The following is a 25,231-nucleotide window of genomic DNA, read 5'->3' on the forward strand; positions in this document are numbered from 1 at the left end:
GCTGGACAGAACCGCCCCACGATTATATGTCTAGACATATAAGTCAAGCATCCCACGAAGGGACCATTGCATGGCAGAGCGCTTCGACCGGATCTGGCACAACGCCCGGCTCGCCACGATGCGGGCCGACCGTCCCGATCTCGGCGAGATCGAGCATGGCGTGATCGCCGCGCGCGGCGGCCATATCGTCTATGCGGGTGCAGCGGCGGATTTTCCTGTTGACGCCGACGCGATCAAGCGGATCGATTGCGAGGGGCGTTGGATCACGCCCGGCCTCGTCGACTGCCATACCCATCTCGTCTACGGCGGCAACCGCGCGCATGAATTCGAGCTGCGCCTGAAAGGCGCAAGCTACGAGGAAATCGCGCGCGCCGGCGGCGGCATTGTCTCGACAGTCGCCGCGACACGCAAGGCGAGCGAGGCCGAGCTCGTTGCGAGCGCGATGCCGCGGCTCGATGCGCTGATCGGCGAGGGCGTCACCACCATCGAGATCAAGTCCGGTTACGGCCTCGATATCGATACCGAGATGCGACAGCTCTCAGCGGCGCGCATCCTCGGCCGTCAGCGGCCGGTTGCGATCCGCACATCCTTGCTCGGGGCGCATGCGCTGCCCGTGGAGGCCGGCGGTGACAAGGATCGCTATATCGATCTCGTGTGTCATGAGATGCTGCCGGCGGTCGCAAAGGCCGGTCTTGCCGATGCCGTCGATGCCTTCATGGAAGGTATCGCGTTCTCGGCCGAGCAGACCGCGCGGGTGTTCGAGACGGCGAGGGGGCTTGGGCTGCCGGTCAAGCTCCATGCCGACCAGCTGTCGAACCTCGGCGGCGCAGCACTTGCCGCAAAATTCTCGGCGCTCTCCGCCGATCATCTCGAGCACACCGACGAGGCCGGCGCCGCCGCAATGGCGAAGGCCGGAACTGTCGCCGTGCTGCTGCCCGGCGCCTTCTATTTCATCCGCGAGACGCAGAAACCGCCGATCGAAGCGTTCCGCAGGCACGGCGTCCACATGGCGCTCGCGACCGACTGCAATCCCGGCAGCTCGCCGCTGACATCGCTGCTGCTCACGATGAACATGGGCGCGACGCTGTTCCGGATGACGGTGGCCGAATGCCTCGCTGGTGTCACCCGTGAAGGCGCGCGTGCGCTCGGCGTGCTCAATGAGACCGGCACGCTGGAAGCAGGGAAGTGGTGCGATCTCGCGATCTGGGACATCGAGCGGCCCGCCGAGCTCGTCTACCGCATCGGCTTCAATCCGCTGCATCGCCGGGTGTGGAGGGGACAGTGACGGAACAGGGCGCAGCGATCGTCGTCAAGCCGGGAACGGTCAGCCTCGACGATCTCGCGCGCGTGCTCAAGGGACAATCCGTCGTACTCGACCCGTCATTCTGGCCGCGCGTCGAGGCGGCGGCGGAGATCGTCGCAAAGGCAGCACACGCCGCCGCGCCGGTCTACGGCATCAATACCGGTTTTGGAAAACTGGCCTCGAAGCGCATTCCGCCCGACCAGACCGCGCTGCTCCAGCGCAATCTCATCGTCTCGCATTGCTGCGGCGTCGGCCCGGCCACGCCGGAGCCGATCGTACGGTTGATGATGGCGCTGAAGATCGTCTCGCTCGGCCGCGGTGCCTCCGGCGTGCGTCGCGAGGTGATCGAGCAGTTGCAGGCCATGCTGGCGCAGGACGTCTATCCGCTGGTGCCGCAGCAAGGCTCGGTCGGCGCCTCCGGCGATCTTGCGCCGCTCGCACACATGACGGCGGTGATGATCGGCGAGGGGCAGGCGATCGTCGATGGCAAGACTGTCTCCGGCCGTGAGGCACTCGCCGTCGCCGGTCTCGCGCCGCTGACGCTGGGTCCCAAGGAGGGACTCGCGCTGATCAACGGCACGCAGTTCTCGACCGCCTACGCTATCTCCGGCGTGCTGCGCGCGTTTCGCCTGGCTCGCGCCGCGCTTGTCACCGGCGCGCTGTCAGTCGATGCCGCAATGGCCTCGACGGCGCCGTTCCGCCCCGAGATTCAGGCGTTGCGCGGTCACGCCGGACAGATCGCTGCCGCCGCGACGCTGACCACGTTGCTCGACGGCAGCGATATCAGGTTGTCGCATCTCGAAGGTGACGAGCGCGTGCAGGATCCCTATTGCCTGCGGTGCCAGCCGCAGGTCGCGGGCGCTGCGCTCGACCTGATCACGCAGGCCGCCCGCACGCTGATCGTCGAAGCCAATGCCGTCACCGACAATCCGCTCGTCCTGGTCGAGACCGGCGAGATCGTCTCCGGCGGTAATTTCCACGCCGAACCGGTGGCCTTTGCGGCGGACGCCATCGCGCTCGCGCTGTCGGAGATCGGCGCGATCAGCGAGCGGCGCATCGCGACGCTGGTCGATCCCGCGCTCAATTTTGGTCTGCCGCCGTTCCTGACGCCCGATCCCGGCATCAATTCCGGCTTCATGATCGCCGAGGTCACGGCCGCCGCGCTCTACGCCGAGAACAAGCAGCGTGCGGCGGCCTGCTCGATCGACTCCACTCCGACCAGCGCCAACCAGGAAGACCATGTCTCGATGGCCGCGCACGCCGCGCGTCGCCTCTCGGATATGGCCGATAACCTCGCCGCCATCCTCGGCATCGAGCTTCTGGTGGCCGCACAAGGCATCACGCTGCGCGCGCCGCACGCGACCAGCGCGCCACTCGCAGCCGTCATCGCTGCGCTTCGCGAGCATGTGCCCGCGCTCGGCGCCGACCGCTACATGGCCGGCGATCTCGCCAAGGCGGCTGCGCTGATCGAAGCCGATGCGCTACCGGCCGTGGCGATCGCGGCGCTTCCAACCGATCCGTTCCCGAGACTTGACTAAAGAGGTGCTCCGCATGAACCGCCGACTGGACAATGACCGCACCATCCGCGCCCCCCGCGGCAGCGACATCAGCGCCAAGAGCTGGTTGACGGAAGCGCCCCTGCGCATGCTGATGAACAATCTCGATCCTGATGTCGCGGAGCGTCCGAGCGAGCTCGTCGTCTATGGCGGCATTGGCCGCGCCGCGCGCGACTGGGAGAGCTTTGACCGCATCACGGCGGCCTTGCGCAAGCTCGAGAATGACGAGACGCTGCTGGTCCAGTCCGGCAAGCCGGTCGGCGTGTTCCGTACCCATGCCGATGCCCCGCGCGTCCTGATTGCGAACTCCAACATCGTGCCGCATTGGGCGACGCTCGATCATTTCAACGAGCTCGATCGCAAGGGCCTGATGATGTACGGCCAGATGACCGCAGGTTCCTGGATCTATATCGGCAGCCAGGGCATCGTGCAGGGCACCTACGAGACCTTCGTCGAGGTCGGCCGGCGCCACTATGGCGGCAGCCTCGCGGGAAGATGGATTCTCACCGCCGGTCTCGGCGGCATGGGCGGCGCGCAACCGCTGGCCGCGACCATGGCGGGCGCCTCGATGCTCGCGGTCGAATGCCAGCCGAGCCGCATCGAGATGCGACTGCGTACCGGCTATCTCGATCGACAGGCTACAACGCTCGGCGAGGCGCTGGCGATCATGGAAGAGGCCGCGAAAACGAAGAAGGCGGTTTCGGTCGGCCTGCTCGGCAATGCCGCGGAGATTTTCCCCGAACTGGTGCGCCGCGGCGTCAAGCCCGACATCGTCACCGACCAGACCAGCGCGCATGATCCGATCAACGGCTACTTGCCAAAGGGCTGGACGCTCGCCGATTGGGAAGCCAAGCGCGCTTCCGATCCGAAAGCCGTCGAGCGTGCGTCGAAGACGTCGATGGTTGAGCACGTCCAGGCCATGCTGGATTTCCATGCGCAGGGCATTCCGACGCTTGACTACGGCAACAACATTCGCCAGATGGCGCAGGACATGGGCCTGAAGAACGCCTTCGATTTCCCGGGCTTCGTGCCCGCCTATATCCGCCCTCTGTTCTGCCGCGGCGTCGGGCCATTCCGCTGGGCTGCGCTGTCGGGCGATCCCGAGGACATCTTCAAGACCGACGCCAAGGTCAAGGAGCTGATGCCTGACGACAAGCATCTGCACAACTGGCTCGATATGGCCAAGGAACGCATCAAGTTCCAGGGCCTGCCGGCGCGGATCTGCTGGGTCGGCCTTGGCGACCGAGATCGCCTGGGCCTTGCCTTCAACGAGATGGTGGCACGTGGCGAATTGAAGGCGCCGATCGTGATCGGCCGCGATCATCTCGACAGCGGCTCGGTGGCGAGCCCCAACCGCGAGACCGAGGCGATGAAGGACGGATCGGATGCGGTGTCCGACTGGCCTTTGCTCAACGCGCTGCTCAATTGCGCCAGCGGCGCGACCTGGGTCTCGCTGCACCATGGCGGCGGCGTCGGCATCGGCTACTCGCAGCATGCCGGCATGGTGATCGTCGCCGACGGTACGCCGGAAGCGGCCAAGCGGATCGAGCGCGTGCTCTGGAACGATCCCGCGACCGGCGTCATGCGCCACGCCGATGCAGGCTATGAGACCGCGATCGACTGCGCCCGCGACAAGGGGCTCGATCTGCCGAGCTTGGCGAAATAGCTACGCTTCAGTCGCTCACCAGCAGCTTCGGCATCGTCATCTTCGCGCCGTCCATGAAGGTCTGGACGGCGTCGCGGACGATCGCGTCGAGATCGGGCGGGATCGGCGTCTCGTAGATGAACTTGCGGATGGCGAGATAGAAGATGCGGCCGTGCAGGCCCCAGAACAGCTCGGTCTCGCGTTCGCTGAGCGGATGGGCTTTTGCATCGGGCAGCTTCAAATCGTGGCGCAGCTCGGCCGCCGCGGGCTCGATGATCTCGCGGCGGACAATGTCGAGATAACGGCCGGTGATGCCGAACGACTTCATGCCGGAGAAGACGAAGATCCGCACCCAATTGTACTCGAACACGCGTTCGACATAGTCGAGATAGAAGCGCGTCAACCGTGCCTCGAGCGGCAAGGTTCGGTCGCGGATCATCGGCCCCCAGTCGGGCGACCAGCGGCTGAGATAGACCTCCTGGTAGACCCGCTCGATCAGCGCCTCCTTGCTCGGGAAGTGGCGATAGATCGCCGAATGCGTGATGCCCATGCGTTTGGCGAGTTCGCGGGTTTGGCCCTCGAAGCCATGCTCGGCGAAGAAGCGGATCGCCTCGTCCACGATCGCGCGCTCGCGGTCGGCCGCACGCATGTTGCGGCGCTTTGGCGCGGACTTGCTGCCTGTGTCCGTCCGCTTCCGGACCGGTCGCTTCGCTGGTTTCTGCGCTTTTCGGGCCATTTCGTCGCTGTTTAGCAATCTCAGGCTGCCTTCTTAGCCTAAAGGTGCATTTGTGACCAAATGGTCATTTCCTGTTGACCGCCTCCCGGCGGCGTGTCAGGATTTTGAGACCAGATGGTTACAAATCTGGCATCCCGGCTGATGAGCCGACGGATCTCGAGGAAACGGCGGTGAAGGCGAGGGCTTTCAGCTATTTTCGTGCTGCGACGATCGACCAGGCGCTGGATGCTCATGCCCGCGCCGGCGACGACGCGCGTTTCATCGCCGGCGGCCAGAGCCTCGTACCGGCACTGTCGCTGCGGCTGCAAGCACCGCGCTTGCTGATCGACATCACCTATATTGACGAGCTGCGCGGCGTCAGGCGTGAAGGCGGTTACTTGCGTATCGGCGCGCTGACGCGGCACTGCGAGATGCTGAGCGAGCCGCTGATCGCCGAATTCGCGCCGCTGCTGCATGCTGCTGCGCCTTTTGTCGCCCATCCCGCGATCCGCAACCGCGGCACCATTGGCGGCAGCGTCGCGCTCGCCGATCCTGCCTCCGAATTCCCGGCGATGACCCTGGCGCTCGATGCCGAGATCGAAATCGCCGGCCCTTCCGGCAGCCGGCGTGTGAAAGCCGACGACTTCTTCGTCGAGCTGTTCGAGACCGCATTGCAGCCCGGTGAGCTGATCACCGCGATCTATGTTCCGCTGTTCAAAGCTGATCAGCGTTTTGCGTTCGACGAGCTGGCGCGCCGGCGCGGGGACTATGCTCTGGTCGGGTGCGGCATGCTTGCGACTTTCACAGCCGAACGCATCGACGACATCCGCATTTCCTTCTTCTCGGTCGGCAATACACCGACGCGGGTGAAGGGCGCTGAGGCAACCCTGATCGGCTCGAACCTGGATCCTGAGCGTATCGCCGCCGCACAAGCTGCGCTCGAAGGCGATCTCGCCCCGCCGGACAGCGACGAGGTGCCGCCGGCGATGCGGCTGCATCTTGCCCGCGTGCTGCTCGGCCGCCTGCTCGGACGTCTGGGTGAGGGCGCATGAGCGGTTTTGACGAAACCCTTTTGGACGACCCCGACGAGACCGTGCGGGTCCGCTTCGTCGTCAATGGCCGCAAGGTCGCCTGCGAGGTGGCGCCGCGCGAGACGCTGGTCGATTGCCTGCGCAACGCGCTCGAACTGACCGGCACGCATGCGGGCTGCGAGATGGGGGCCTGCGGCGCCTGCCTGGTGCAGCTCGACGGCCGCGCTGTGCACTCCTGCCTGATCTTTGCAGTGCAGGCCGATGGCGCCAAGATCAATACCATCGAAGGTCTTACCGAGAGCGGCGTGATCGCCGATCTCCAGGCCGAATTCCATCGCCGCAACGCGCTGCAATGTGGCTTCTGCACGCCGGGCATGCTGGTCAATGCGCACGAGTTGCTCTCGCAGATCGCTCTGCCCAGCCGCGACGAGATCCGCGACGCGCTGTCGGGCAATTATTGCCGCTGCACCGGCTATGAGGCGATCGTCGACGCCATCGACGCGGTGGCCAAAGCGCGCAATGAAAATGGAGGCGCGACATGAGCGCGCCACTGACCTCGCTCGACCGCCCTAATTCCTATATCGGCCGTTCCGTGCCGCGCCCGAACGCCAAGCGGCTGCTCGCCGGCCGCGGACGCTATGTCAGCGACCTTCGCTTGCCGCGTATGCTCCATGCCGCCTTCCTGCGCAGTCCGCATGCGCACGCGAAGATCGTCGCCATCAATACCGAGCAAGCGCGCGCACTCGAAGGCGTGCATCTCATTGCCACCGGCGAGGACCTCGCAAAGATCTGCACGCCCTGGACCGGCACGCTCGACCACTTCAAGGGCATGACGTCGGCTCCGCAATTGCCATTGCCGCTCGACCGCGTGGTCTGGGCCGGGCAGGCTGTGGTGGCCGTCGTGGCCGAGAGCCGGGCGCTTGCGGAAGATGCGCTGGAGCTGATCGAGATCGACTATGAGGACCTCCCTGTCGTGGTCGATATCGACAGTGCACGAGAGGTTGGTGGCCCGCTGATCAATCCGGGCAGTGTCAATAACACCTGTTTCCGGGCCCAGCTCGACAATGGCGCCGTTGACGACGCGTTTGCGCAGGCCGCGCATGTGGTGGAAGAGGAGTTCTCCTTCGGCCGCCACACTGCGGTGACGCTGGAGCCTCGCGCCATCGTCGCCGACTACGATCCCGCCGCCGGTGCGCTGACCGTGCATCACGCGACGCAAACGCCCTACCAGTTCCAGGATCTCTATTCGCGCCACTACGGTATCCCCGAGGCCCGCGTTCGCGTGATCGCGACCGACATCGGCGGCTCCTTCGGGATGAAGCTGCATGTCTATCACGAGGACATGGCGGTGGTCGGCCTGTCGATCCTGCTCGGCCGTCCCGTCAAATACGTCGCCGACCGCATCGAGTCCTTCGTCTCCGACATCCACGCCCGCGACCATCGCGTCCGCGCCCGCATGGCGCTCGATGCCAAGGGCGAGATTCTGGCGATGGACGTGCTGGACCTGACCGCGATCGGGGCGTTCTCGACCTATCCGCGCACCAGCGTGGTCGAGGGCAACCAGGTGATCCGCCTGATCGGCGCGCCCTATCGTTTCAAGAACTATCGCGCCACACTGGAGGTGATCTTCCAGAACAAGGTGCAGACCAGCCAGTACCGCGCCGTCGGCCATCCCATCGCCTGCGCCGTCACCGAGCGGCTGGTGGACATGGCGGCGGCCAAGGTCGGCCTCGATCCCTTCGTCATCCGCGCGCAGAACGTTATCGCTGACGATGCCTATCCGCAGACCTCGCCGACCGGCTATCGCTTCGAGGCGCTGTCGCATCAGGCCTGCCTGAAGCGCCTGCACGAGATGATGGGTTATGAGGCGTTGCGCGCCGAGCAGGCCGATTTGCGCAAGCGCGGCATCTATCGCGGCATCGGCATTGCGGCCTTCGTCGAGATCACCAATCCCAGCCCGGCCTTCTACGGCGTCGGCGGCGCGCGCATCTCGTCGCAGGACGGCGCGATCCTCAGCCTGACGCCGTCGGGCGAGGTCCGCTGCCTGATCTCGGTCACCGAGCAGGGGCAGGGTACCGAGGCGATCATCAGCCAGATCGTGGCCGATCAGCTCGGCCTTGCGCAGGAACACGTCAAGGTCATCACGGGAGATACCGAGGTGACGCCGCATGGCGGCGCGACCTGGGCCTGCCGTGGCGCCGGCATCGGCGGTGAGACCGCGCTGCAGGCCACGCGCGTGCTCAAGCGCAATATTCTGGAGATTGCCGCGCTCATTCTTCAGGAGCAGCCGTCGGCACTCGACATCATCGATGGCGAGGTCGTCGACGCCGTGACCCGGAACCAGCGGTTGCCGATCTCCGAGATCGCGCGGATCGCCTATTTCCGCTCCGACACCTTGCCGCCCGGCACACAGGCGCAGCTCACCGTCAGTCATCATTTCGCTCCGCAGGGCTATCCCTTCGCCTTCACCAACGGCATCCAGGGCTGTTCGCTGGAGGTCGATGTCGAGACCGGCTTCATCAAGGTGCTGAAGCACTTCATCGTCGAGGATTGCGGCCGCGTCATCAATCCGATGCTGGTGGACGAGCAGCTTCGCGGCGGCATCGTGCAGGGGCTCGGCGCGGCGCTGTTTGAGGAATGCCGCTACAGCGAGACAGGTCAGCTCATGAACGGCTCGCTCGCCGACTACCTCGTTCCGATGCCGATGGAAATGCCCGACATCGTCATCGGCCATGTCGAGACGCCGACCGCCGACACCGAACTCGGCGCCAAGGGGGTTGGCGAGGCCGGCACGGCGGCGGCATCCGCCTGCGTTCTCAACGCCGTCAACGACGCGCTCACGCCGTTCGGCGCGACGATCAATTCGATCCCGATCACGCCCATAAAAGTCCTGAAAGCCCTGAAACGCTTCTAAAAAAAGTCAGTTGGAGGAAATCATGCCCAAATCCGGTTCGACCTCGACAATATCCCGCCGCACTGCGCTCGCCGGCCTCTCCGCCGGCGCCGCCCTGCTCGCCATGCCGCGGCTCGGCCGCGCCGCGGACGAGACGATTCGCATTGGCTTCCCGACGCCGCTGACCGGACCGTTCGCCGCTGAGGCGCGCGATCAGGTCAAATGCGCCGAGCTCGCCGTCAAGCTCGTCAACGACAAGGGCGGCATCGGCGGCCGCAAGGTCGAGCTCTTGGTGCGTGACGACAAGCTCAATGCCGGCGAGGCCGCGACCCGGACGCTGGAGCTGATCGAGAAGGACAAGGTCCACGCCGTGGTGGGCGCGCTTTCCAGCGCGGTGCAGCTCGCCGTCAATGAAGTCACCCGTGCCCGCGGCGTGATCTACGTGTCGATCAGCCAGTCCGACACCATCAACGAGGCCAAGGATTTCAGTAAGTATACGTTCCACGAGGCGCTGAACCCGCACATGACGACCGCTGCGGTGGCGCGGCAGACGCTGAAGAAGGGCATGAAGGTCGCCCATCTCGTTGCGGACTACGCCTATGGTCACGAGATGCTGCGTGGCTTCAAGCGCGCGCAGACGGCGATCGGCGCCGATACCGTCGGCGAAATTCTTCATCCGTTCGGCGCGGCCGACTATTCCACCTTCATGCCGCGCCTGATGTCGATGCGGCCGGACGTGCTCTGCATTTCCAATTTCGGCCGCGACCAGGCTAACGCGATCAAGCAGGCGGTGGATTTCGGCGTCAAGCAGCAGATGAAGATCGTCGTGCCCGTCATCCTGCACAACCAGCGGCTCGCGGTCGGCCCTGACGTGTTCGAGGGCGTGGTCGGCGGTGCCAATTACTATTGGGGCCTGGAGCCGCAGAGCAAATCGGCGGCCGCTTTCAACGCGGCGTTCAAGGCCGCCAATGGCGGTGCGATCCCGACCGATTACGGCGCCTACGGCTATTCCGGCGTCGGATCGCTGCTGGCAGCCATGCAGGCCGCCGGCGGCACCGACACCGACAAGGTCGTCGATGCCCTCGAGAAGCTGCAATATGACTTGACCAAGGGCCCGCAGCATTACCGCAAATGCGACCACCAGTCGGTGCAGTCGGTGCTGGTGCTGGAGTCCAAGAAGAAGTCCGCGATGGCGAACGACAACGACCTGTTTGCGATTCTCGCCAACGACACCGGCTCCGATGATATGCTGCGCAGCTGCAGCGAGCTCGGCCACGCGACCTGAAGCCTCAACCGATGGACCTGTCGCTGATCATCATGCAGCTTCTTTCCGGGATCGCCCTTGGGGCGGTCCTGGTGATCACTGCGCTTGGACTGACCATCGTGTTCGGCATGCTCGGGGTGGTCAATTTCGCCCATGGCGCGCTGTTTATGATCGGAGCCTATGCGGGGCTGTATCTGGCGTCGCTCACCGGCAGTTTCTGGTGGGGATTGCTGCTCGCTCCCATCCTGATCGGCGCGTTCGGCATGCTGATCGAGTTCGTCCTGATCCGAAGACTTTATGGACGCTCGATCGACGATCCACTGCTGCTCACTTTCGGCCTCAGCTACATCCTGGTCGAGGGCGTGCGGATCGTGTTCGGCAGCGACGGCATTCCGTTTCCGACCCCGCCGCAGCTCGTCGGCGTGCTCGATCTCGGCATCGGCTTCTTCCCGCGCTATCGCCTGTTCGTCATCGCGCTGGTGGCGGTGGTGCTGCTGGTGCTCTGGCTGACGCTGGAGAAGACCCGCATCGGCCTCATTGTGCGCGCGGGCGCCCGCGATCCCACCATCATGCAGGTGCTCGGCGTCGATATCGGCCGGGTCTGGCTCGCGATTTTTGGCCTTGGCGTCGGACTTGCCGCGCTCGGTGGTGTGCTCGCGGGTCCCATGCGCAGCGTCAATCCGGAGATGGGCTCGCTGGTACTGGCGGAGGCCTTCGTCGTGACCGTGATCGGCGGGCTCGGCTCGATCGTCGGCGCAGTCGTCGCCGGCCTCATGGTTGGCATCTCCATCAGCCTGGTGGCGCTGTTCGCACCTGAAATGGCGACCATCGTGATGTTCGCGCTGATGGCGATTGTGCTGCTGATCCGCCCGCAAGGCCTGTTCGGCGTGAGAGGGAGGACCGCGTGAGGTCACCATCGAACGGCGAAGCGGTCGCCAAGCCCTCGTCCCGCGGGCTCGGCTGGATTCTCGAGCAGCGCGTCCTGCTCTCCATCGCGGTGCTGGCCGTGCTGCCATGGCTGCTGCCGTCGCAGGCGCTGGCCGTCAACGTCCTGATCTACGGCGTCGTGGTGATGGGCTACAATCTGCTGTTCGGCTACACCGGGCTGCTGTCGTTCGGGCAGGCGGCGTTCTTCGGCGCGGGCGCCTACTTCACGGGTATTGCGATCGGCCGCTACGGCGTGCCCTGGTTCGCCGCGGTGCCGATCGCTGTGCTTCTCAGCACCGGCCTTGCCGCCGCAATCGGCATCGTCTCGACGCGCACCCGCGGCATCTATTTTTCCATGGTGACGCTGGCGCTGGCCCAGCTCGTCTACTACGTCGCGCTGCAAGCCTCGTCCTTCACGGGCGGCGAGAACGGCCTGCGCGGCTTCACCGTCGACCGCATCAGCCTGTTCGGCTTCCCCGTCAATTTCCTCGACCCCGTCAACAAATATTACGTGCTGATGGCCTTCGCGGCGCTCGCGATGTGGTTCCAGTCGCGGATCCTGAACTCACCGTTCGGCGCCGTCATCGAGGCCATCCGCGAAAACGAGCAGCGGGCGCGGGCGTGCGGCTATGACGTCGAGCGGAGCAAGCTGATCGTGTTCATGCTGTCGGGTGCGATCTCCTCGCTTGGCGGCTGCATGCTGGCGCTGCACCTGTCGATCGTACCGCTCGACCTTTTGCACTACCAGACATCGGGCATGATCGTGATGATGGTGCTGCTCGGCGGCGCGCGCAGCTTCTTCGGGCCCTTCGTCGGGGCTGCGAGCTTCCTGATCCTGGAGGATGTCATCTCGCTTTGGACGCCGCATTGGCAGATTTTTGTCGGCGCGATCTTCGTGCTGTTCGTGCTGTTCCTGCCCAAGGGGATCTGGGGAACGCTGCTCGACACGCTCGGCATCGGAAAGGCGCGGCCATGAGCGGCGAACTGCTTCGCGTCGAGGGGGTCGGCAAGCGTTTTGGCGGCTTCGTCGCGCTCGAAGACATTACCGTGTCCTTTGCGGCGGGACAGCTCACCTCGATCATCGGGCCGAACGGCGCTGGCAAGAGCACCTTCTTCAACATCCTCTCCGGCGCGCTGGCCCCGACGTCGGGCACGCTGCACTTCAGGGGACGCGAACTGAACGGCCTGCCGCAGCACCGCTTCGTGCATCAGGGCATCTCGCGCTCCTACCAGATCACGAACATCTTTCCGGACTTGTCCGTGCACGAGAATGTGCGCGTAGCGGCCCAGGCGCTGACCGTGAGCTACGACATCTGGCGCAACCGCGCCCGGCTGACGGAGCTGAACGCGCGCGCCGACGCGGCGCTTGAGGCGGTCGGGACTGCTCGGCAAGCGCGCCGACTTAGCAAAATTCCTCTCGCACGGCCAGCAGCGCGCGCTGGAGATCGCGATCGCGCTGGTCTCCGAGCCCGAGCTGCTCCTGCTCGACGAGCCCACCGCCGGCATGGGGCCGGAAGAGACCAAGGACATGGTCGCGCTGCTCGAACGGCTCGCGGAGAAGCGCACGGTGCTGCTGGTCGAGCACAAGATGAAGATGGTGCTCGGCCTGTCCAAGCGTGTCGTGGTGCTGCATCACGGCCGTCTGCTGGCGGACGGCGCGCCCGACGAGATCAGGAGCAACCCGGAAGTCCGGCGGGTTTACCTCGGACAGAGTGAAGGCTATGGCTGAGACCGCGCTGCTCGAAATCGATGACCTCCACGCCTGGTATGGCGCAAGCCATATCCTGCACGGCATCTCCCTGCACGTGAAGGAGGGCGAGGTGGTAGCTCTCGTCGGCCGCAACGGCGCCGGCAAGACCACGACGCTGCGGGCGATGATGGGTCTGATGCCGAAGGCGACCGGCCGCGTGCGCTTTGCGGGCAGGGAGCTGCTGCCGCTCCGCGCTCATCAGCGCTTCCATCTCGGTTTGGCCTATGTGCCGGAGGAGCGCCGCATCGTTCCCGGGCTCTCCGTGCGCGAAAATCTCCGCCTCGGCCTGGTCGCGGCCGGAAGCGAGATCGAGGAGCGCGCCGCGATCGACGAGATCGCCGAAACCTTTCCGCGCCTGAAGGAACGCCTCGATCAGGAGGGCGTCACGCTTTCGGGCGGCGAGCAGCAGATGCTCGCGATCGCCCGCGCGCTGATCGCAAAGCCCAAGATGATCCTGCTCGACGAGCCCTCGGAAGGCATCATGCCCGTCCTGGTCGAGGAGATGGGCGTGCTGTTCCGCCGCCTGCGCGACGAGGGCAAGACACTGCTGCTGGTCGAGCAGAACGTCGAATGGGCCCTGCGGCTGGCCGACCGCGCGGTGATCATCGACCAGGGCGAGGTCGTGCATCAAAGCAGCGCCGCGGCGCTGCTGGCGGACAAGGACATCCAGGAGCGTTATTGCGCGGTGTGACGGCCGCGGAGGGCCGCACGCCAGCAGGTCATCCGAGCAGCTTGCCGAGCTCGTTGAGCTTTGCGATCGCGGCCTTGCCGACCTCGGTGATGTTCTTTTCCGCGCGCGCGGCGAGCTCGCGATCGGCCTCGAAGCCTTTCCTGGCGGCATTGACGCTTTCGCGGATCTGGCCGCCCACATTGGGGTCGCCGATCGCTTTCTTCACCGCACCGTCGTCGAAGGCCTTGACGGTCTGCTCCTGATCCTCGAGCCGCGCGTTGCTGCCGGCCTCGGTCTCCTTGAGCGCGAGGCCGAGCGCCTCATCCAGGAGTTCGTGCAAGGCTGCGAGCGGACCCTCGGTGGCGGAGCTTGTGGTGCTGACCTTGAAGCCCGGCGTATCCGGCACGAACAGCACGGTGCCGCGCGCGAGCCTGTTCAGATCGGCATGCGGATTGGCCTCCTGCAAGGCTTTCAGCGCAGCCTCGCCGCGAACCTGGCTCAGATTGGCATGCAGCAGCTTCTCGCTGACAGCCTTGAGTTTCGTCTCGTCTCCAACGATGAAGGTGCGCATCGAAATCTCCGCGAATTAGCCGATCACGTTGAGTGGCGCCCACGGCGTGTTGGCAATGCCGCCTGGGATGATGATGGTGCTGGTTGTAATGTTGCCGATCACGGTCACTGCCCGCGCGCCGGTGAGGCGGATCGAGCTTTCGCCGCCGCGCACCCGGTTCGTGCTTATGATGGCGACCGCGCTCTCCAGCGAAACGGCGACGCTTTTGCTGCCGGATTCCACCCGGTTGTCGTTGAACAGGCATTCCTGGCCGGCCACGACCAGAACGGCGGGGGCTGGCCCGCGCGCGGACAGCATGTTGCCGATGATGCCGGCGCGCGCGCCCTCGGTGTCGTTGGCGGCAAGGCTTGCCCTGACGAACGCACAGTCGGCGCCAAGCGCGAGGATCCGCCCGTCGCCGAGCCGGATCGCGACCTTGTCGCCGGCCTGTCCGAACGGCACCTTCGGATTGACCTCCGCCGTGGTGAGCGCGAACCAGTTGCCGTCCGAATTGTCCACGCCCGGCGTGAGGTCGCGCTGCACGCTGTTGTGATTGACCTCGATCTGGGTCTGCGGCGCGCGCAGCATGATGCCGGCGCTGGTGCCGACAAACCCCTTGGCGGGCGCGACCTCGACGATCTCGTTGCCGCTCACGCGCGGGCGGTTGACGCCGAAGGTGACGACGCCGGCGCGCAGTGCCGACTTGACCGCCGTCAGGCCGATCGCGCGAACCAGATTGCCCGCAATCGTCGCGCTGTCGGCGCGGATCACCTCGATGCCGACCACGGTGCCGTTCTCGCTCTCGGTGACCGGCTCGATGTTGCGGATGTGGTTGTTCTCGATCGAGACGGCTGCGGCGTCGGTCGCGCCGCCGAGCATGATCCCGGCGCCGCAGGCGTCGATCGCGTTGAGCTTGATGATCAGGTCCTGTGCTCCGGCAATCACCTTGATTCCGGCCGTGCCGAAGCCGTGGATCTGGTTGGCGAGGATATGCGCGGTGGCGGTGCTGCGGCGGTCGAGCCCGGGGATCAGCCCGATGCCGACGTGATCGCCGGGCGACCAGTTGCGCAGCTGGTTGCGGTCGATCCACAGCCCCGCCGCGGCGCATGCGATACCGTTGGCCGTGACGTTGCAACTGTTGCCGTCGATCGCCAGCGAGGCGCCGGGAAGCGCAAGGCCCTGCGCGGCGATGGCGGTGTCGGTGCAGCCGATGATCTCGTTATGCGCGATTCGCGTGGCGAGCAGATGCAGCACCTCGTCGGCGAAGGCGATCGCGCCGCGCTGGCACAGCAGGACGTTCTCCTCGATGGTCACCGCGGCCGTCAGCAGGAAGCCGGCACCGTTCTCCACGCCCTTGAGCGCGCCGCCCGCAATCCCAACCGGCGCGAAGATTGCGTTCTCGGCGAGCTTTACAGCGCCAACCACGCCGCGCAGCACCACCGCCGGGAGCTGTGCATTCTCGGTGCCGAGTGCCGCGATGGCGAGACGGGTCAGGCCGAGGCCGATGCAGGTCGAGACGTCGATGGTGGGATCGCGTGCGAGCGAAAGGATCGCGAGGTCCTCGATTGCGATCGCAAAAGAGTCCTGGATGACGAAGGCGCCGGTCGGCGCCACCAGCAGCGTCGCCGGGCCCTTGCCGGTGATGCGGACCGATTTCGCCTGGTTGATCGCCACGGCCTCTTTGAGCACGTAGCGGCCTGGGCCGAGGCAGATGGTGCCGCCGGTCTCGCGCACCTTGTTGACGGCGTCCTGGATGGTGAAGCTGCCGCTCTCGTGCTGCTCGACGGTGACACAGGCCGTGCAGGCACAGTCGTGGCCTTCGCCTTTCGGCGGCCAAGGGTGGCGGCAGTCGGTGACGCTCTTGGCATCGACATCCCAGATGCCGAGCCGTGCATAATGGTGATGGATCCCGCGCGGCGGGGTGCGGTCGAGCAACTCGACGCTGGCATCCCCCGTGCGCGCGGCGAAGGCCCACCAGTCGCCGGCACGACAGCCCGCAGCCCCGGTCGAATCGAAGCTCACGGTGACGCCGTCCTCGAGCAGGACGGTCGTGCCCGCGGCCGGCACCTTGATCACGCCGGTCGATCCGGCGGCATCGAGATCGCCGATCTGCACCGGCGTGCCGCTGGCATCGGTCCGGAACACCTTTCCCTTCTGATCCCAGCGGCGCACTCGCAAATTGGTCTGCTTCGGCCAATCGCTGTTGGGGAATCCCGGCGGCAGCATCAGGGCCGGCAGTGCCGGCGTGAAGCTGATGCGGCGGGTCGCCTCGGTGACGGTGATGCGGCGCATCTCGCCGGCCTTCTGCGAGAACTCCCTGGGGTCGTCGATGATCTCGACCCAGTCGCCGGTGTTGAAACGCAGCACGTCGTCGCGCCCGAGGCTGTCGAGCTCGAGTTCGGTGGCTGAGATCATGCTGGCGACGCGCGAGCCGACGCTGGCATTTTCGCGCGACCATTTGAAGGTCGCAGTGCCGCCGGGCTGGCCGGGGTCGTGGATCTCGATCCGGTAGAGCTGGTTCTCGAGGCCGCGGAAGCCGCCGGTCGGCGGCAGCTCGCAGGGGTCGGTCACCGGAGCTGCATCAAACGTGCCTGTCGTGAGCACGCCGGTCGATGGCGCGATCACTGTGCTCCAACCCGGCATGTCCTCATCGGGCGTCGCGCAGCTCGTGTTGGCGCCGGCATCGGTGTCGAGCACACGCACCTGCCACGCCGTCTGGAGCCGCGAGCTGGTCTCGACGCCGACGGCGATCTCGACCAGTTCCGGCCGCTCGAGCCAGGTCAGCTCGCGCTCCCAGACGTCGAGATAGACGAGATGGCGACCGGCCGTCGGCAGCGGCGGCCGCACCGCATCCGGCAGATAGGGCTGGGTCTCATAGGTCAGCTTGTCGGTGAAAACAGTCTCGGCCATGAGATCGTCGAACAGGCGCTTGTCGGGATCGGCAAGGCCGTGGTTCTCCGCGAGCAAACCGTCGACATAGAGCCGCCCCTTGCCGATTTCGAGCGTATTGCCGGCAACGCCGAGCTTGAATGCATCCGGGGTCGTCGAGGACACCGTATCGCGGCCGAGAATGTCGCTGGCGAGCGCCCGCAGCCTGCGATCGAGGATCGCCATCAACTCGTTGGCATCGCCGTCCAGCAGCACCGCGCCCTGTTTCAGCTCCACGCCGGCGAAGTCGAGCAGCGGGTCGAGACGAACGCGTGAGAAGTCGGCACCCATGATAGCCTCCGATGCACTCGGTCAACTCGCGAAGAACAGGCCCGCGTGCAGCCCGAAACGTAGATATTCATCGAGCCGCAGCCTGAGATTGGCCTCGCGCTGCGGCTGGAATAATGCGTTGAGAACGCCGATCTCGCTGTCATTGTCGCCGCCGGCGCGGATCGTGAGGCTCGTGGCGCGGCGCAGCTGCCCGTAACCGGGATCGCCATAACGCAGCGAGGTGAACAGCGGCAGCGCCGTGGGCGCCGTGTCATTCGGCACGCAATGGAAGCGCCGCGGCGTGATCGAACCCGCGGGCACGTAACAGAAGCGGACGCAACCTTCCTGGCGACGCTGGACCAAGAGCGGCGCGATCCACGTTTCCGCGGGCTTTGGACCAAGCTCTGCGAACAAGATGGTGTTGGAGGCGAGCTTCAACAGTTTCGTGTGAACCTTGCCGATGACGGTGCATTGGGCGACCGTCAGTTCGGCGCCGGGGCTGCCCGCGGCATCGGCGGCAAAGGCGACGTTCGCCGGCGCGCCGGCATCGATCATGCAGTCGGTCAGCGTTACCTCGGCATCAGTGACGGCGCGGATAGGGCCGACGACGCAGTGCTCCAATGTCACTTTGGCGAAGGGATGCTCGATGATCAGGCTCGGCTCGCCCGGCGAGGTCGGACTGCCGTCCCCATTCAGGGTCAGTCCGGGCACCAGCGTGCAATCGCGCAGCAGCAGCTCCCGCGGCTCGACATCGGCAAAAGCCGCCAGCCGCAACGCGCCGCCCGATATCACGAGCCCGTCGAGCGTGAGGCGACCACGCGCGCCGATGTCGAGCGTGATCTCGCCGCCCGCCGCCAGCAGCGGGCGGGTCTGGTCATGGGCGGCGACCACAACATGGTGCGGCGTGGCATCGCCGGTCACGTCGTCGACGACAAAGGTCGGCGTCTCCTTGTAGGTCAGGCTGTCGCCGATGATGAGGCGGCCACCGGTCCTGATCAGATTGAGCTTGGCCTGCCACGCGCCTCCGGCATCGACTGCCTGCTCGTTGCCGATATCGCCCGCGGCGGGCACGCGCGGATACTCGCCGCCGCCGATCTGCCGCGCAGTGCCGTAGTGGAATGTCGCAAGCAGCGGTCCGTCGGCGGGATTGCCGAGCAGCACACGGCCACGCTCGGGATCGAAGCCGATCGTGCCCGCCGTCACCTGCGCCTCATGGGCCCAGCCGATGACATTGCCGCCGCCATCGAGAATGTCGCGGAGATCGCAGACCCGCACCTTGGCCGTCGGCATCGGGATGGGCGGGGTGCCCGGCGTGAAAAACACCAGGCTCTCGCCGTCGCCATAATCGCCCTCGCGCTGTGCGTCCGGCTGTGCGGTTGCCTGTGCGGCGCGCACCCCCATAGCCATCAGCCGCACCGACAGCGGCTCCGGCGCGTTGACCGGCTCGGCGAGATGGGAGATGTCGGACTCGGCCTGCGCGAATCGAAACAGCCGCATGTCCGCGCCGAGCGGGTTGAGACGGAATTTCCGGCCGGTCGCGTCGCCGGCGTCAGGCGTCAGCGGCACCGCCGTGAGCGACAGCGACAACAGCCGCCACAGGAAGATGCCGATGTTGGGAATGTTGTAGCGGCCGGCGCCGGTTTCCGGCCGCCGCATCTCGGCGGTGTGCGCGATGCTGTTGAAGGCGCCGTCACGCCGGAACAGCGCCGCCGTGTCGCGCAGATTGCAGGTCGCGGGCGCATGCAGTCGGATGTGCTTCATGTATTGCGTGGTGGCGAGCTGCTCGAAAAATTCGACCGCATGTGCCGGCCAGCCGGTGACGTCCTGCGCGAGCTCTTCCAGCATCAGCGCGGTGCCCTTGCGGCGGCGGAAGGCGATGGTGTCGGCGACTTCGGCACGCGGCGAGGTCAGCTCGGTGCCGAGCCCGCGCAGCGGCCGGTAGCCGATGAGATCGCCGATATAGGGCGTCACCCACTCGGCGCAGGTTTCGATGAACTGGTCGTCGTAGAGCTGGTCGACGGACTCTTCCAGCGTGGCGAACTCGCGCGCAATTGCCGCCAACAGAGCCTGGAGCGGACCGGCCTTTGCCGGATCGCCCGCAAGCGCGGCGTCGCGCAATCGGTGCAGCGTCGGCAGCAGGCTGTAGAGCCGTTCGGGGGTGAGGCTGTTCATGCCATCTCCTCCAGGAGGTCGAACGGCGCCGGGTTCAATGTCAGTAGCTCGCTCGGCTTCGCCACGCCCTGGTCGACATGCATCCGCGAGGCGAGCAGGCGGACCTGGCGCGAGGGAATGGTCTGCGCGAAGGGCGCCGTGCCGCCATAGAGCTGGACGAGATCGACAGCGACGACGCCGGGCACCGATTGTGCCGCCGCGATCACGTCGGATTGCTGCACCGGTTGGCCGAGCTCACGCGCGTCGAAGGCGAAGTGCGCGCGTAGCGCCGCCTCGACCGCGGTGAGCACGGCCTTGGCGTCGAAATCGGGATCGCGCTTGACCTTCAATCCGATCCGGAAGGTGCCGGGCCGGTAGGGCAGCAGCACGACGGCGACATGCGGATCGCCGCCGGCCTTCAGCGCAGCGAGCAAATTGGTCCACACCGGGCTTGTCGAATTGACGGGAGCGCCGAGCGGCCCCGCGATCGTGATGGCGATGGTCTTTCCGCGCGGCAGTTGCAACACCTGCGCCTGCGCCTTGGCAATGCCGGTGAAGGCGCGGGCAAAATCCTCATAGTCAAGGACGGACACGACGCGGCCGAGCGTGCGTGCGCCGAGCGGCATGCTGCGTCGCGCCGCATCCGCCGGCTCCGGATCGTTGCCGCCTTCGGCCGCGAACGGGTTGCTCACGCCCTTGAGGCCGAGCGGGCGCGACAGCAGTTGGCCCAGCGTCTCGGCGCGAACATTGCCGGCGACACCGATGCCCTTGCGGTAGGTGGCGCGGATGTTGTTGAGCCCGCTCGGCAGCCGCGCGCCGCTGACGCCATCGCCGAACTTCACGAGATTGCGCCCTTGCTCGTCAATATCGAGCGCAAAGACGCGATCGGTGGCGACTGTGCCGAACAGCGTCGCGCGCTCGTGCCATGCGATCTCGCCGACCCGCAGCGTCAATTCGCTCGCGGCACCGCTCTCATTGGCGGCGGCGCGATAGGTCAGCGGTACCTGCTTCAGCTCGAATTGCTGGAACGGCTGGGCCGCATCGCCCGAGCCGAGGATCTGAGTCACCGTCTCGCCATGCGAGGCCGGCACCACATTGCCATGAACGACGACGCTGCCGCGCTCGAGGCTGCCGGCGAGCGGCGGATCTATCTGAAGCATGCAGCGGCCGGCATCGACAGCCTGGGCGGATACGAGATTGGCCTGCACGACAACAGCCTTGCCGTCGGAGACGCGATTGCCACGTACGATCAGTCGTCGCCCTGCAATGAGGCCATCGGCACTGACGGCTGCAGGGATGCTGCTGCCGGTCGCGGCATCATCGACGGCGTAGGGCGCAAGCGCGAGCTGCTCGGACTGCACGAAGGCCGTGATGCGACGAACTTGGTCCTGATAGCGGTCGTAATGGGAGCCGCGCAGTTGCAGCCGGGTGACCTTGCCGGCCAGCGCGAACTCCGCGCGCGACGTCTCTTCCGCATCGGCGATCTGGTAGACGTCGAGATGCGGGCCGAGATCGAGGATGACATCCGACTTGCCGAAGGCCTTGATGATGACCTGGATGGAGCCCCTGGCTGCCATCGAAAGCACGACGTAACCGCCGGCGCGGACCTCGGAATAGACCGTATCGAGATCAATGAAACCGCCGCCCTGGGCCGAGCCCATCGGCGAGATCGTGTAGTCGGGCCACTCCGGCGCGTCACTCCCGCTCGGATAGTTGTTGCGAAAGTCCGTCGACATCGACTTCCACATCGGCGCGTTGTGGCCGAAGGGTGCTGCCCGCTTGCGCAGCGCATAGACCTTCGAGTTCTGGGCGGCCGTGACCCCGGAAAGACCGGCTTGCCAGGTGATCTTGGTACGATCGAAATCCGATTGCAGCTCGACACTGTCGATGAAGCGGAAATCGCAGTTGCTGTCATTCGTACCGGGATTGAAGGCGTCACCGACGATCAACAACGCATCACCCGGCTTCAGATTGTTGCGCTGGCCGGCAAGGTACATGACCGTGTCGCCTTTGTCCGGCCGGCGTGTCTCCGCCAGCCACGGCCGGATCGCATTCCAGGCCGGCCGTGCGGCGTCCAGTCGCTCGACCGTTTCGAAGGTCTGCGGCTTCTCGTCCGGTCCCGGCACGCTCTGCACCTTCGTGCCGATCTCGATCGACACTTGCGCGGGCACGCCGGTGACGAAGCTGCCCGGCTCGGGCGACAGTTTTGGTGGCGGCGCGGGCGGCGTTTCCAGCGTGAAGGCGAGCCATGTCTCGGCGGCGACGCCGGGCCGCAGGCGGTAGCCGATCAGCCGGCCCATCTCCTGGAGCGAGACGCGCTCCAGCGCAGTGCGGAGATAGGATTCGTTGGCGATGCGCTCCTGGTAGAAAGTGAGCACGTCGGCAGCGCAGGCGAACGCATCGATCAGGCCGATGGTGAAATCGTCATCGGCGCGGCTTTGCAGCTTGCCGAGCGGTGCGAACGCGGCAGAGGACAGCGCGGCGTGCAGGCTGTCGCGGAACTGGGCGTAGTCACCGACGCGGTAGGCGATGGCGGAGAGGCCGTAGCGGTTCGAGATGCCTTGCGGCGTCTCGGCTTCGACACCGGCGCAGCAGCCGCAGCTCTCGCTGCCGGCAGGCAGGGCATGAGGCTTGATGGTTGGAACCGGTAGCGTCATTTGCCGCCTCCCGCCTCGATGATGAGCCGGCCGCGCTCGCGGAAACTCGGATTATTAGCGAGCTGCGCGATCTCGAGGCTTCCGATCGGGATCACCTCGTCATCCAGCGAGGTCGCGAGCGGCGAGATCAGCCGCTGGAATTTTTCCGCCTGCACCGCCTCGACGCCCTCGACCGCTTGTGCGGCCGCGATGATGCGGCTGAGATAGACGGGATCGCCGAAGGTGAAATTGTCGGGATGGAACAGGCCGAGCGTGCCGTCGGGCAGCACCGCGCTCGACAGCACCGTCCGCACGGCCTGCGCGACATCGGCGCGGAAATAGTCCGGCTTGACGCAGACATGCAGTGTGACGTCGAGCGGCACATAGCGCGGCGGTCGTACGTCGAGGTCGTAGCCGGCCATCCTGAACCGCTCGAGATGGTTGCGCAGCTGGGTGGCGAAGGGCGCGTCGACCGCGCCGCCGCCGAAGCGGTCGGGCGTCACGAACACGGTGTGCCAGCTTCCGGTCCAGCGGAATGTTGCGGCCGCGCGCTGCACGTCGGCGCGTCGCTCACTGGCGGCGGCGTAGTCGGCCGCCGTCACCGCGCGCTCCTGGGTGCGGAACGCCTGTGGGGCATCGCGGCGCGCGGCTTCGATGTCCTCGGGCTCGACGCCGCCGGATGCGGGAAGCGGATTGCGCACGGCGGTGAACACGCCATTCGTCGCGCTGACGATGTGCGCTATGGCATCCGCACCGACATTGCCTGCCGTGCCGTTGCCGATCCGGTAGGTCGCCATGAACGCGGTATCCTCGGCCGGACGCTTCCCGAGTAGGCCGTCGCCGAAACGCAGCAAGGCGCGGCTGTGATGGTCGATCTCGACGACGACATGGGGTGCATTTCCGGCGCTGTCGATGAGATCGCGCCGCGGCAGCCAGTGTTCGGTGATGCCGGCAACTTGTCCGGTGAGATCGACGATCGCAGGCGTGGCGTCGCGCGGCGACAAGAGGCTGAACGCACTCGCCGCCCACCACGGCTTGTCCTTGCTGACGGGAACGGCGAGCAGCGCGCCGAGATCGAAGGATTGCGTCAACGGGCTGTTTGCCAGCACCGGGCGGAAGCGCGGCGGCAGCATGACGTCCGGGGCCGACGTGCAGCAATCCCCCGGCGCAGATGATGCCTGCTTCAATGTCGCGCGCGGCATCACGCCGAGCTGTTCGGGCGGCAGCGTGCGGCCGTGATCGACGAGCACGATGTTGCCGCGCGCAACACTGATCGCGAGCTCGGGGCGATCCTCCACCGTCAGGCAAAGCGGGAAGGGCAGTGCGTCGGCCTCGCTCCAGGCGATCTCGGTGACGTCGACCGGGCCGTCGACCGGGGGCTCGTCGAACAGCCCGCCGGACGGATCGCTCGCAAGCGTCCTCTCGGTCAGCCGCACCGCGCAGCGATGGCCGGGATCGGCATCGGCGGTAGACAACGTCGTTGGGCTGATGACCTCCTCGAAGATCAGGATGTCGCCGATGGCGAGCGTATCAATGTGGCCGCGCAGCGTCGCGCGTGTGGTGCCGCGCGGCAGGCAGCATCCGTTGTTGCCCCAGGCATAGAACGCGAGGCTATTTTGCTGCTGATCCAGCTCGGCGGGCGCGACCGTCTCGAACATCTCGGCGCCGCCTTCTATCGCATCACCGAGCGCGCGCGAGCCCGGCGTCAGCACCACGTCCAACCCGGGCACGCGGGTGAGCAGCTGCGTCCCCTTGGGCAGTGCGATCTTCTGCCCATTCACGTCGAAATGGACGAAGGCGCGGGCGTTGCAGCCCTCGTGCAGGTGATAGTCGACCAGCCTCGCATGGCGCCGCACCGAGATGCGCTGCCGCGCGGTGGCGAGATAGGCTTCGTTGGCGACTGCATCCTGGCGATAGGCGAGGTTGTCGGCGGCATAGGCGAGCAGCTCGACCAGGGTCACGCCGAGATCGGCCGCCGAACGCTCCTGCCAGCCGGGCACGAGCAGGCTCAGCCTGTCAAGCATCAGCCGGCGAAAACCCTGATAGTCGCGCGCGAGATAGTCGATCTCCGGCCTCAAACGCGGCGCGGGCGGGCACGGCGCGGTGTCCGCGCAGTCATAGTCCGAGGGGCATTCGACCTTGCAGGTGAAGTCGATCGCCGACAGCTTCGGATCGAACCCGGCCGGCGGCAGGGCCGAGCCGGAATTGGCGAAGATGCCGAAATTGTAGATCGAATAATCCCCGCTGCTGTCGGTCCGGACGACCAGCGTGCGGGCGAGATCGTCGACAGTGTCGACCAGACCGGGCTCAGCCTGCACCGGCAGCGCGTCGGCCGGTGCGCACCAGACCACGCCGACGGTCGCGATCCGCTCGCCACCGGTGATGCGCAGATTGTCCGGCGAGAGCGTGAAGCCGGAATGCAGCAGCCGCACCAGCAGGGTCTGTTGCCGCGGCGCGCCGGGCGGAGAAGCGAGGTCGAGCACCTCGATGAATGCGATGGCGTTGGCGCTGCCCTTGGCCTCGAGCACCTCGAGCCGGCGCGGATCGCAGCAATGTTGCTTCATGCCGCGCCTCCTGGAACCGCAAAGCTCGCGACGTGGCTGGTGCGGTCGGCCAGCACCACGTAGCGGATCTCGACCCGCAGCACGGCGTCGTCATTGATCACCTCGACCGAGGTGACGGCGATCAGATGCGACAGGTGCTGATGCAGCGCGGCCTGGGCCAGCATCTGCGTCGTCGCGGCGAGCGTCACCGAGTTGGGCTCGAACACCAGCGCCAGGAGTCCTGCGCCGAAATCCGGCCGCATCACCCGCTCGCCCTGCATCGTGAACAGCACCTGCTCGATTAGGTCGCGGATGTGATCGGGGCGGCCGGTCGTGGCCGTGCGGCCCTGGTCGTCGAAATGATAGGGGAAGTCGAGTTCGCTGCTCACGCCGTCCTCC

17 protein-coding genes and 1 pseudogene are annotated in these 25,231 nt (G+C 66.2%); 11 read left to right on the forward strand and 7 right to left on the reverse strand.

What is annotated here, in order from left to right; genetic code table 11:
- Window positions 1–70 precede the first annotated feature (70 nt).
- The 3 genes from hutI to hutU are packed head-to-tail and all read left to right on the forward strand — an operon-like array spanning window position 71 to window position 4,525.
- Window positions 71–1,285 carry an imidazolonepropionase gene (hutI, locus tag ACVJ5M_RS14625; protein WP_135216086.1) on the forward strand — a complete coding sequence of 405 codons (1,215 nt, stop codon included), beginning with the start codon at window positions 71–73 and terminating at the stop codon, window positions 1,283–1,285.
- Complete coding sequence (gene hutH / locus ACVJ5M_RS14630) at window positions 1,282–2,841, forward strand: histidine ammonia-lyase (protein WP_354098246.1); 1,560 nt, start codon at window positions 1,282–1,284, stop codon at window positions 2,839–2,841. The genes hutI and hutH overlap by 4 nt, the downstream gene beginning before the upstream one ends.
- 13 nt (window positions 2,842–2,854) lie before the next feature.
- Entirely contained in the window at window positions 2,855–4,525 is a 1,671-nt protein-coding gene (gene hutU / locus ACVJ5M_RS14635) for a urocanate hydratase (protein WP_354098247.1), read from the forward strand.
- A gap of 7 nt (window positions 4,526–4,532) precedes the next feature.
- On the opposite strand, the gene ACVJ5M_RS14640 is transcribed toward hutU, so the two are convergent.
- Window positions 4,533–5,153 carry a TetR/AcrR family transcriptional regulator gene (locus ACVJ5M_RS14640; RefSeq protein ID WP_354098248.1) on the reverse strand — a complete coding sequence of 207 codons (621 nt, stop codon included), beginning with the start codon at window positions 5,151–5,153 and terminating at the stop codon, window positions 4,533–4,535.
- 257 nt (window positions 5,154–5,410) lie between these two features.
- On the opposite strand from ACVJ5M_RS14640, the gene ACVJ5M_RS14645 reads away from it, so the two are divergent.
- The 8 genes and pseudogenes from ACVJ5M_RS14645 (at window position 5,411) to ACVJ5M_RS14680 (ending at window position 13,775) form a co-directional block, all read left to right on the forward strand.
- Window positions 5,411–6,271: an FAD binding domain-containing protein gene (locus ACVJ5M_RS14645; protein WP_354098249.1), complete on the forward strand. Its 861-nt coding sequence runs from the start codon at window positions 5,411–5,413 to the stop codon at window positions 6,269–6,271.
- Window positions 6,268–6,792: a (2Fe-2S)-binding protein gene (locus ACVJ5M_RS14650; protein WP_283017250.1), complete on the forward strand. Its 525-nt coding sequence runs from the start codon at window positions 6,268–6,270 to the stop codon at window positions 6,790–6,792. Before ACVJ5M_RS14645 ends, ACVJ5M_RS14650 begins: the two co-directional genes overlap by 4 nt.
- Complete coding sequence (locus ACVJ5M_RS14655; RefSeq protein WP_283017249.1) at window positions 6,789–9,164, forward strand: xanthine dehydrogenase family protein molybdopterin-binding subunit; 2,376 nt, start codon at window positions 6,789–6,791, stop codon at window positions 9,162–9,164. The genes ACVJ5M_RS14650 and ACVJ5M_RS14655 overlap by 4 nt, the downstream gene beginning before the upstream one ends.
- Before the next feature lie 22 nt (window positions 9,165–9,186).
- On the forward strand, window positions 9,187–10,428 hold the full coding sequence (locus tag ACVJ5M_RS14660) for an ABC transporter substrate-binding protein (protein WP_283017248.1): 1,242 nt from the start codon (window positions 9,187–9,189) through the stop codon (window positions 10,426–10,428).
- Window positions 10,429–10,439: 11 nt separating this feature from the next.
- Window positions 10,440–11,315, forward strand: coding sequence for a branched-chain amino acid ABC transporter permease (locus tag ACVJ5M_RS14665; RefSeq protein ID WP_071911591.1), 876 nt, complete (start codon window positions 10,440–10,442; stop codon window positions 11,313–11,315).
- Window positions 11,312–12,310 (forward strand): branched-chain amino acid ABC transporter permease, encoded by a 999-nt coding sequence (locus ACVJ5M_RS14670; RefSeq protein ID WP_354098250.1) that lies wholly within the window; start codon window positions 11,312–11,314, stop codon window positions 12,308–12,310. The genes ACVJ5M_RS14665 and ACVJ5M_RS14670 overlap by 4 nt, the downstream gene beginning before the upstream one ends.
- Window positions 12,307–13,063, forward strand: a pseudogene (locus ACVJ5M_RS14675) (ABC transporter ATP-binding protein). Before ACVJ5M_RS14670 ends, ACVJ5M_RS14675 begins: the two are co-directional and overlap by 4 nt.
- Entirely contained in the window at window positions 13,056–13,775 is a 720-nt protein-coding gene (locus tag ACVJ5M_RS14680) for an ABC transporter ATP-binding protein (protein ID WP_283017245.1), read from the forward strand. The pseudogene ACVJ5M_RS14675 and the gene ACVJ5M_RS14680 overlap by 8 nt, the downstream one beginning before the upstream one ends.
- 28 nt (window positions 13,776–13,803) lie before the next feature.
- Here ACVJ5M_RS14680 and ACVJ5M_RS14685 read toward each other — a convergent pair whose 3' ends face one another.
- From ACVJ5M_RS14685 to ACVJ5M_RS14710, 6 genes are read right to left on the reverse strand one after another with little or no spacing between them, the layout of a single operon-like run.
- Window positions 13,804–14,325, reverse strand: coding sequence for a hypothetical protein (locus ACVJ5M_RS14685; protein WP_283017244.1), 522 nt, complete (start codon window positions 14,323–14,325; stop codon window positions 13,804–13,806).
- A gap of 15 nt (window positions 14,326–14,340) precedes the next feature.
- Window positions 14,341–17,523 (reverse strand): DUF6519 domain-containing protein, encoded by a 3,183-nt coding sequence (locus ACVJ5M_RS14690; RefSeq protein WP_354098252.1) that lies wholly within the window; start codon window positions 17,521–17,523, stop codon window positions 14,341–14,343.
- A 21-nt stretch (window positions 17,524–17,544) separates the two neighbouring features.
- Window positions 17,545–19,674, reverse strand: a complete 2,130-nt coding sequence (locus tag ACVJ5M_RS14695; RefSeq protein WP_085405623.1) for a hypothetical protein — start codon at window positions 19,672–19,674, stop codon at window positions 17,545–17,547.
- Complete coding sequence (locus ACVJ5M_RS14700) at window positions 19,671–22,310, reverse strand: putative baseplate assembly protein (RefSeq protein WP_283017242.1); 2,640 nt, start codon at window positions 22,308–22,310, stop codon at window positions 19,671–19,673. Before ACVJ5M_RS14700 ends, ACVJ5M_RS14695 begins: the two co-directional genes overlap by 4 nt.
- The gene (locus ACVJ5M_RS14705; protein WP_085405625.1) at window positions 22,307–24,853 is read right to left on the reverse strand and encodes a putative baseplate assembly protein; all 2,547 of its coding nucleotides are present in this window, start codon (window positions 24,851–24,853) and stop codon (window positions 22,307–22,309) included. The genes ACVJ5M_RS14700 and ACVJ5M_RS14705 overlap by 4 nt, the downstream gene beginning before the upstream one ends.
- Window positions 24,850–25,221: a GPW/gp25 family protein gene (locus tag ACVJ5M_RS14710; RefSeq protein ID WP_063981950.1), complete on the reverse strand. Its 372-nt coding sequence runs from the start codon at window positions 25,219–25,221 to the stop codon at window positions 24,850–24,852. The genes ACVJ5M_RS14705 and ACVJ5M_RS14710 overlap by 4 nt, the downstream gene beginning before the upstream one ends.
- Window positions 25,222–25,231: the final 10 nt, after the last annotated feature.

The organism is Bradyrhizobium sp. S3.7.6 (assembly GCF_054061875.1).